This window comes from Chamaesiphon sp. VAR_48_metabat_135_sub (assembly GCF_031418915.1).
In the GTDB taxonomy this organism is placed as follows: Bacteria; Cyanobacteriota; Cyanobacteriia; order Cyanobacteriales; family Chamaesiphonaceae; genus Chamaesiphon.
On sequence record NZ_JANOJV010000040.1, the window covers coordinates 1 to 7,622 of the forward strand.

Here is a 7,622-nt window from a genome sequence, read left to right on the forward strand (position 1 = left end):
GGCGTAGCCTCTCCTCGGAGAATCGCCGCCGCACCAGTACCCCCCACCAAGATGCCTTCCAGCCACCCCGCCAATACGCCAGTAATCGGGCCAGCAATGACTAACGGAGCCATACCAGGAATAAAGATTACGCCAGCACCAGCTAAAATCCCAAACAAACCACCAACGAAGCTACCCCAATAACCACCACCTGCGGCTCCGGCTTTGGCGGTATCTTTCCAGCTTAGAAATCCCTGCACATGTTCGGCTGTTTGGTAATCTTTACCGACAATCGATAGTTTCTGCATATCGAAGCCTTGTTGTTGCAGCTCCCGTACCACTGTTTCGGCTTCGGTATGGGAGGGAAAATGCGCGACGATTGTATGTGTAAATGCCATGTTTTTGGATCCTCGATTTTGAATTAAATATTGAAATTAGTTACCCGATCTCTGCTAAGAGTGTTTTTTATAATTTCCATTAGCGGCTTCGGCATCCATCCGGTTGCAAATTGCCGTTAGGGTTGCCTCTTCTGCTTCTTCCATCATTGCCATTGCCAAGTAGACAGATGTAGCCGCATAGTCCTCAGCTTTTTCCGCCCGATGTTCGAGTTTCTTAACCTCACGACTCGCTTTCCACTCATCGACGCTCGATTGCACCTCAGCTTCTTTTTCCTCAAATTGCATTTTGAGCTTGGCTCGGTAATCATCGAATTCTTTTTTCTTAGCTGCTAGGCTGGCTTTAGCTTCATCAAGTTTCGATTGAATCTCAGCTTGATTTTTTTTCGTAGCAGATTTGATATCATGTTTGAGCGATTTTGCTCGATCTTCAACTGCTTCTAAATTGTCATGCAGTTGATTTGTAAAGTTGTCGATTGCAGTGCTCATAGTGCTTTAGCCGATTTACTGAGTTTACAAAACCTGTCGTTAGCTTCGTCATCGAAGAACAAATTATGCTGTTAAGTTGCCATCTGGCATCGAAGTTTTTGCAGTCAACTACTCCGATATCAGATGGTAACTAAAACAACTATTTGATAAACTTACAATACTAATTTATCAACTTTTATCCTAAATCAAAATTGTGAGGATCTTGTGAGAAAGTATTCTTGAACGGTAGCTATTGAAAGCATTTATCTTAATATTTAATTCGTTATTTTACAGATTTTGATTACTACACATAATCAAAATAATCCGATCTGTCTGTATACATATTGACGGATTTTAATTTTATTTTTTCAATGTAATCTCAGTCAAAAGGGGTAGATAAAAAATAAAAATAATCAAAAAAAAGCTCTCAGATGATAGGAGCTTTTCTGAAAATAACTTGAATGGATTACGATCTATGCTAACGAAATTCGCTCCCGTTTAGTTTCGGCAGCCGTTGGATCGGCGAGTAGTGCTATTACTTGGTCTGGTGGCGTGGCAAATACGACTCGATTACCTCCGGTACGCTTGCGCGAACGAACTCGTGAATTTCACCTGTAGACATCATGATTTTGACACCATTGGCACTTCGCAAAATTCGATCGATCTCGACACCCAATAAAATCTTCCCCTTAAATCGCGCTAGGATTTGTTCGATATAAGTATATACGCCACCTTTCACCCAGTCAGAGTTCTCCAAGATTTAGTCGATCGTCGAGATGTATTTACAGATGACGAGATTTTTGAGATCACTGGTACCTATGCCCATATCGATCGAGTCGCACACCATCTCAACAACGTGTCTATGGCTGTCCCTCAAGCTCTCCAGGAGGTTTGGCAAGAAGAGCGGGAAGCACGTCAAGCAGATGATGTGGCAGGCTTAGAACGCGATCGCCATCGACAGGCACACCTAGAAAAAGACCATCAAAAATTCCTAGCCAAATTGGGTAATGAGCATACCCAGCTTCAGGCATTGTTTAAGAAAGCGATCGAATGAACTGGGGATAGTCGCTACCTCAAACTCCAAGCACTCTGCTGGGGCTTAGGTGGCTGTATTGGCGGGTTGGGACTGGGAGTATTCATCATCTTTCCACGTCAGTTGAGCGCGGCGAGAGGGTCGGATGGCGCGATGCTTGAATGGTTGAGTACATCGGATGGGCGATTGATGCGCCGCTCTTTTGCTGCGGGTAATAAATCCGTAGCTGAATGCGTTCGCAAGGCTGGGAAAAAGTCGAAACGGGTAAAAGTACTGCCGCTCGGCTGCTGTGCGAACGATATCTGAAACTAGGTCAATCGTATACCCCGATCGATTCAGACAGTAATTATAATGTGGCAAGGGCTTATCAAAAAGACGTAGTTGCCCTGTGGGAATCACGTCCCAGTCAAAGTTCGACGCAGCCGGACAATGATTTTTTTGGTGGTTCTGCCAGTTTTAAAACTAACTCACCCATAGAGAACGATCGCGATTTATTAGCCGAGCAAATTGTCTTTTCACATGATGCCAAACTGAGCTATTTAGGCGATCGATTCTTGGAACTAATCGATCGTCACCAGCGGGATGTGGTTGTATCATTACCAGCCAATGATGGGTTAGAATTTTGGCTCGATACCAATAGTATCGACGCGCTGATGGCGGCTCCGGCTCCCCCTTTCAAGATTGTCAACTGGTGGATTAGTTTCGGTAGTGCTACCTCCCAACAAATGTTGGTAGACTTTATCCACAAGTATCCCCATCTCAACCACGTCTGCGTCTTCAATTTGGGCATTACTTCAGCCGTCCCCAATTGGCAGCGATTTTCACCATTGCCAGCCTTAAAAGCGATCGCCGATCGAGGCGCAGTCAAAACTGCTGCTATCCTGCCCTGGCTCTCAGATCCAGCCATTCTCGAAGCCGTAGATGCAGGAACGCCGCTACATGAGATTTTAGCAACTGGCTGGCAAGGACGATCGCTCAACCCGATCGTCAAGACGAAAATCGAGAAGTGGCGGGCGGATAATTGGCGTTCATTCGAGCAGACAGGATTTCTAGCTTGATTCACTTCATCTCAACTGGAGCGGGGGCACAGTTAATCGATCGAGCGTTACAATCCGTCCTATCCTGTTACGGAGCTAACTGGAGCGTTCACGAAATCGGCTCGTTACAGGCATGGGAGCTAGAAAACGCGATCTTTGACACCGAGCACCTGATTCTGACGGGATGTGAAACTGCGCTTTTAGAGTCCTTTATTCAGTCCTACAGCGACTTTATCGATCGTCTCCCCGCCCACTGGTGGCAAATCTTACCTCCTGCCGTTCGTCAGTGGGAATCGCTCGTGCCGACGGTGCTAGCAGCCACAGAGAAGTACCCAAGTCTCGAAGCTACTTTCTTGCTAAGTCGGGAGTTTGATGGGGAGATTTGGAAGGGAATTATTGCTAAGGTAAGCCCAGAGATCGTTGATGTGCTGGGCAAAAAAGGGAAGGTGGTGATGTTACCAGATCTAGATCTAGACAAGCTTAGATACACGACTGCGACAGAACTGACGAGGATATGTTTGGTGATGCCTAGAGTCGATCGACAGACGAACGATCGAGTTAGAGAATTGTTATCGGTGGTGGTTATCGATCGAAATAATGTGAAATTTCCCAGCTCTGACTGAGCTTGAGCCTGTGAAGATTGCCCAACCTACACAACCGAGAATATTTTATTTGGGTTTCTTCAGTAATCTTACGGATGTAACTCTAAATGAAGATGTGGCACGATCGAATGAATACATCAACTTAGTTATTTTTTATACACTAAGTTCTGAAGCTATGTCTGATGAGTCTCAACGTAACTCGATTTTCAATGTTATCGCCGATCTCAACGTTCATCATGCCACATTAGAAGATCTCAAGCTTCATGCTCCAGACAAGCTATCACATTTACAAAGAGGTGGCATCCGCGATGGTGTGGGCAGAAACGAGGCTCAAACTCAGCAGATGCTCGACAAAATCCCACCATCAGATCGATCGGGTGTAGATGCTCAATCGTCGGCTGAAAATGTTAGAGAATATCTGACTGAAAAAGATGCCAGCCATGTAGAACCCCATAGCAAAGGCGGATCTGGTCATCCTGATAATATCAAATGGGAAGATCGATCGACTAATCGCGCTCGTGGCGATCGAGACATGACTCCACAAGAGCAATTCCAACTCGATTTCACAGCACAGATCGAAAATTTGGCTGGTGCGGTCAAGGCTGGTTTAAAAGCTGCACCCAAAGGGGCTGTAATTGCAGCAGCGACAACGCTTCCGTTTGCGGTGCTCCGAAATGCGCTGCGAGTTGTGCGGGGAGAGATATCAGCCCAAGATGCAATGCAAGTAACGCTCAAAACAACTGCGATTGCAGGTGGAGCAGGTGGCGTAACAGCTTTTACAGTAACAACAATTGCTGCGGCTAGCCCTCCGATTGCAATGGCATTAGCTGCAATTTCTCCCGCGTTATTAGTGATTGGTGGTGCTGGAATGGTGAAAGAATTTTTCAATATTCTAGATAACCATAAAGAGAAAACGAAAGCATACTATGAATCGTTAACCCAACAAGAGTTAGCCCATCTTAAAAAAATTGAAGAAGAGCTAATTTATGAACATAACAAAAACATGGAGTTCTTAGCCGATGAACGAACTAAGAACCTAGCTTTTCTGGCTGAATCCAAATCACTTAATACTAAGATTTCCAACCGACCGATTGAAAATGGTGTAGAAGCAGCATTAAAAAGATATCTTGAATCTGCTGAGATCGCTAGATCTTTGGGTGGTATCCCTGTTGGTGAGACTCTATTAAATGGCTCTCAAAATTTTCTTGTTTTTTCTGAAGATTAAATAATTAGATTAGGTCAATATATGTTTTTTCTATTTCCTCTGATTGGGGCTGCTGTTGGTGCAGTTGCGGGTGCTTACGTTGCTCATGCTGGTGGTGAAAAGGATCGACAATCATCAAAACATCATCGAGAAGTTGCGAATGAACTCTCTACCAAGTATTCAAACTTGCAAAAGAGATATGATAATTTGGCTGATACTGCGAAAAAGCAGGCTAAAGAGCAAGCTAATCTATACCAGCAACACATTAACGATTTAACTAGGATAAATGCTCAAAATGAAGCAGAGAAAGATTTACTAAGACTGGCAATTAGGCTGCAACAATCTTTGCATACTCTGATGTTCGACATTGATGAACAGCCAACGAAAGAAGCTCTTCTCAAATTTGAGCAAGCTGTCCTAGCAACGAACACAGTTTTATTCAAGCTGAAAGAAGAATTATTTGAAGTTCCTCTCACATACTTTTCTCGTAATTCAGAACGGGCGGAGGAGATCGAAGGGAAATATACAGGACAAGTAATTCAAGGGAACATCTATCCAATTGAAAAATGTCAAAATTGTGGAACACAAAATAGGATTCATCATCACAAATCCAACCTCGATCCCATTTGTGGGAAATGCAAGCATCGATTAACAGAGGAAATAACTAGTGCCAACATTAGGCAACAAGATCGAGAATCAATGCAAATTCCCGATCGAGATTTTTCGGGCACGTTTGCAACCTATGAGCATTACCTAACTTGGTTCTGTAAATCTTTTCCTGTAATTGCTCCATTTGGTCAAGACCAATTTTATCAGTCGCCACGATATTCTGATATATCTCAATCGACTGACAAGAAAGATTCTGTATTTTCAACTTATAAATCTTACCTAAATTGGTTTTGTAAATCATTTCCTACAATTGCTCCACTTGGTGAGGAGCAATTTTATCGATCGGTTCGATATTCTGGCACACCTCGATCAACTGGGAAGAAAAAATACCGAAACAATAGAAAATATTCAACTGATTTATCCTACTTAGATTAATTTAGTTTCCAAATCTTCTTTATGTAATTTATGTAGAAAAAGATACTGGTAAATTAGTCACCCAGATAGTTTCAGCTTTTAGATCGAGGTTGATCGAGAGTCAAAATCAAGCCACCATCAGCAATTCTGACATTTTAGTTTTCAACTCAGACGATGTAACCAGCGGCTTATAAACTTCACCCTCATAAGGCTTCCAGAAATAACCCGTAGCAAAATTGCGGAGTGCTGGCGGAGATCCTAACAATTGCCAAATATCCCGATCGACCACAATTCCAGGTAGACTAGCTACTGTCCCATCGTCAATCAATTCGCTGTAAGTTCTAAACTCATCAACCTCCACCCCGACAATCCCGTACCGAAAACAAGGAGCCGAGCGCAGTCGCTGATAAAGTAGTATGCCTAACTCAGTCATTAGATAAGCACTTTCTGGCGCGTCAATCCCGATTTCACTCAGCCCACTCGGACAAACTCGACACCACCAATTTCCTTCTATATCTGCAAATATATCCGCTTGACATTGAGATTCGATCCCATTATCGATCGTCCAAGTTAGATATCTAAAATGTTCGGCAAATCGCTCCGCCTGGGATTGCTCCGTGCCACATTCCGCCGAGAGGCTAAAAACCCATGCCATCAGTTTGCTCCTAATTAAACTAGTTCCCAGACATCACTAGTACTAGCCAGTGCTGCTTCATATTGCGCTAATAGCATTGTAACCCTTGGCATAATGCTAACGTGGGTAGCACTGTCTCGGACAGCCTCTAAATCTCCTGTGATTTTGTCGCTATCGATCTGCCATAGCGGATCTCGTCCAATGCCTCCAAATGCTGGTGGTTTGCGAAAATCCGGTAGAGCATCAATGGAAAGGGAAACAGACCTTCCCTTGGTATTTCTAACCGCCACCTCAACCATTTCTCGCTCGGTATCATGGTTTAAAGATGGCTGTAAGTAACCGCGTTCATCAATGGAATCTTTCGGTACTAAATCCACATCAATATCGATATTTGGTCTAATGCCCAAACAACGAGCATGACGACCAATTTTGGGTTTACCATTATCTGCCATCATCCCTCGATAATATAGCTTGGTCATTTTACAGCGATCTCAACTATTCACACAGCATATCATTAACGACCTTGGCGGTAGGGTCACGTTTGCCCGTGCCTACGGCAGGCTAACGCCAAGAGCAATAGCCTACCGGAGGTAATCGAATCTTGATACAATGAGAGTGAGAGAAATTCTGAATACGCCTCAAAGCAATGACGCACTCCCAGATTTTAGAAGCAATTCGACTCATGCCCACGCTTGAACGTCTAGAGATCGTAGAATTTACGTTGGGATTAATGCGTGCAGATATCACCAAAGATAGTGAAGTCCAACCCACAAAACAATTGAGTTTAGCTAGTGCGGCTGAAGTAATGCGCGATTTCTATGCAGAGGGTAGTAACCTCGCTGAATTTAGCGATCGATCTCCCGATGATTTCTATGAGTATGAAAACTATGCTTAGGGGTCAAATTTGGCTATATAGTGCCGATACTACTGTTGGTGATGAGATTGGTAAAACTCGTCCGGCGGTAATTGTTAGTAGCAATGAGATGGGAACTTTGCGACTGAAAGTTATCGCACCCATTACAGGCTGGAATGAGGTATTTGATTCAGTGGTATGGATGGTGAAAGTTGAACCCAATAGTAATAATGGTTTGAGCAAGAGATCGGCTATCGACACTTTTCAAGTACGTTCGGTTTCTCAGCAACGGTTAATTAAGCAAATTGGAATTTTATCCGATGAGACGATGGAGGAAGTTAGCAAAGCTTTGGGTATTGTTCTCAATATTTGATAGATAAGATCGACAGGTTAC

At 43.7% G+C, this 7,622-nt stretch carries 11 protein-coding genes and 1 pseudogene; 7 read left to right on the plus strand and 5 right to left on the minus strand.

The features are described 5' to 3' along the window. From RMO55_RS02965 to RMO55_RS22160, 3 genes and pseudogenes are all read right to left on the minus strand, one after another. On the minus strand, window positions 1–377 hold a 377-nt coding region (locus RMO55_RS02965), incomplete at its 3' end, for a general stress protein (protein WP_310423261.1). A gap of 54 nt (window positions 378–431) precedes the next feature. Further along, window positions 432–863, minus strand: coding sequence for a hypothetical protein (locus tag RMO55_RS02970; RefSeq protein ID WP_310423264.1), 432 nt, complete (start codon window positions 861–863; stop codon window positions 432–434). Between the two features lie 473 nt (window positions 864–1,336). Beyond that, a pseudogene (locus RMO55_RS22160) lies at window positions 1,337–1,581 on the minus strand (amine oxidase); the annotation flags it as partial. On the opposite strand from RMO55_RS22160, the gene RMO55_RS02975 reads away from it, so the two are divergent. From RMO55_RS02975 to RMO55_RS02995, 5 genes are all read left to right on the plus strand, one after another. Beyond that, complete coding sequence (locus RMO55_RS02975; RefSeq protein WP_310423267.1) at window positions 1,549–1,896, plus strand: hypothetical protein; 348 nt, start codon at window positions 1,549–1,551, stop codon at window positions 1,894–1,896. The pseudogene RMO55_RS22160 and the gene RMO55_RS02975 overlap by 33 nt on opposite strands. 209 nt (window positions 1,897–2,105) lie before the next feature. Continuing rightward, a complete protein-coding gene (locus RMO55_RS02980; protein ID WP_310423269.1) occupies window positions 2,106–2,933 on the plus strand; it encodes a carbon monoxide dehydrogenase maturation protein in 828 nt (275 codons plus the stop codon). Next, window positions 2,930–3,535 carry a hypothetical protein gene (locus RMO55_RS02985; RefSeq protein ID WP_310423272.1) on the plus strand — a complete coding sequence of 202 codons (606 nt, stop codon included), beginning with the start codon at window positions 2,930–2,932 and terminating at the stop codon, window positions 3,533–3,535. The genes RMO55_RS02980 and RMO55_RS02985 overlap by 4 nt, the downstream gene beginning before the upstream one ends. Window positions 3,536–3,545: 10 nt before the next feature. Continuing rightward, on the plus strand, window positions 3,546–4,739 hold the full coding sequence (locus RMO55_RS02990) for a hypothetical protein (protein WP_310423274.1): 1,194 nt from the start codon (window positions 3,546–3,548) through the stop codon (window positions 4,737–4,739). Window positions 4,740–4,760: 21 nt separating this feature from the next. Beyond that, window positions 4,761–5,762 carry a hypothetical protein gene (locus tag RMO55_RS02995; protein ID WP_310423276.1) on the plus strand — a complete coding sequence of 334 codons (1,002 nt, stop codon included), beginning with the start codon at window positions 4,761–4,763 and terminating at the stop codon, window positions 5,760–5,762. Window positions 5,763–5,868: 106 nt separating this feature from the next. Here RMO55_RS02995 and RMO55_RS03000 read toward each other — a convergent pair whose 3' ends face one another. Together RMO55_RS03000 and RMO55_RS03005 are read right to left on the minus strand one after the other, a co-directional pair. After that, a complete protein-coding gene (locus tag RMO55_RS03000) occupies window positions 5,869–6,396 on the minus strand; it encodes a hypothetical protein (protein WP_310423280.1) in 528 nt (175 codons plus the stop codon). A gap of 14 nt (window positions 6,397–6,410) precedes the next feature. Then, on the minus strand, window positions 6,411–6,854 hold the full coding sequence (locus RMO55_RS03005; RefSeq protein ID WP_310423283.1) for a hypothetical protein: 444 nt from the start codon (window positions 6,852–6,854) through the stop codon (window positions 6,411–6,413). Window positions 6,855–7,021: 167 nt separating this feature from the next. On the opposite strand from RMO55_RS03005, the gene RMO55_RS03010 reads away from it, so the two are divergent. Together RMO55_RS03010 and RMO55_RS03015 are read left to right on the plus strand one after the other, a co-directional pair. Next, window positions 7,022–7,270, plus strand: a complete 249-nt coding sequence (locus RMO55_RS03010; RefSeq protein WP_310423285.1) for a hypothetical protein — start codon at window positions 7,022–7,024, stop codon at window positions 7,268–7,270. Next, complete coding sequence (locus RMO55_RS03015; protein ID WP_310423287.1) at window positions 7,254–7,601, plus strand: type II toxin-antitoxin system PemK/MazF family toxin; 348 nt, start codon at window positions 7,254–7,256, stop codon at window positions 7,599–7,601. Before RMO55_RS03010 ends, RMO55_RS03015 begins: the two co-directional genes overlap by 17 nt. Window positions 7,602–7,622 lie beyond the last annotated feature (21 nt).

Excerpts from the sequence above, each read along its gene's own strand:
- RMO55_RS02970 (WP_310423264.1), bottom strand. The coding sequence starts at position 863 with ATGAGCACTGCAATCGACAACTTTACAAATCAACTGCATGACAATTTA.
- RMO55_RS02980 (WP_310423269.1), top strand. The coding sequence starts at position 2,106 with ATGCGTTCGCAAGGCTGGGAAAAAGTCGAAACGGGTAAAAGTACTGCC.
- RMO55_RS02995 (WP_310423276.1), top strand. The coding sequence starts at position 4,761 with ATGTTTTTTCTATTTCCTCTGATTGGGGCTGCTGTTGGTGCAGTTGCG.
- RMO55_RS03000 (WP_310423280.1), bottom strand. The coding sequence starts at position 6,396 with ATGGCATGGGTTTTTAGCCTCTCGGCGGAATGTGGCACGGAGCAATCC.
- RMO55_RS03005 (WP_310423283.1), bottom strand. The coding sequence starts at position 6,854 with ATGACCAAGCTATATTATCGAGGGATGATGGCAGATAATGGTAAACCC.
- RMO55_RS03010 (WP_310423285.1), top strand. The coding sequence starts at position 7,022 with ATGACGCACTCCCAGATTTTAGAAGCAATTCGACTCATGCCCACGCTT.
- RMO55_RS03015 (WP_310423287.1), top strand. The coding sequence starts at position 7,254 with ATGAAAACTATGCTTAGGGGTCAAATTTGGCTATATAGTGCCGATACT.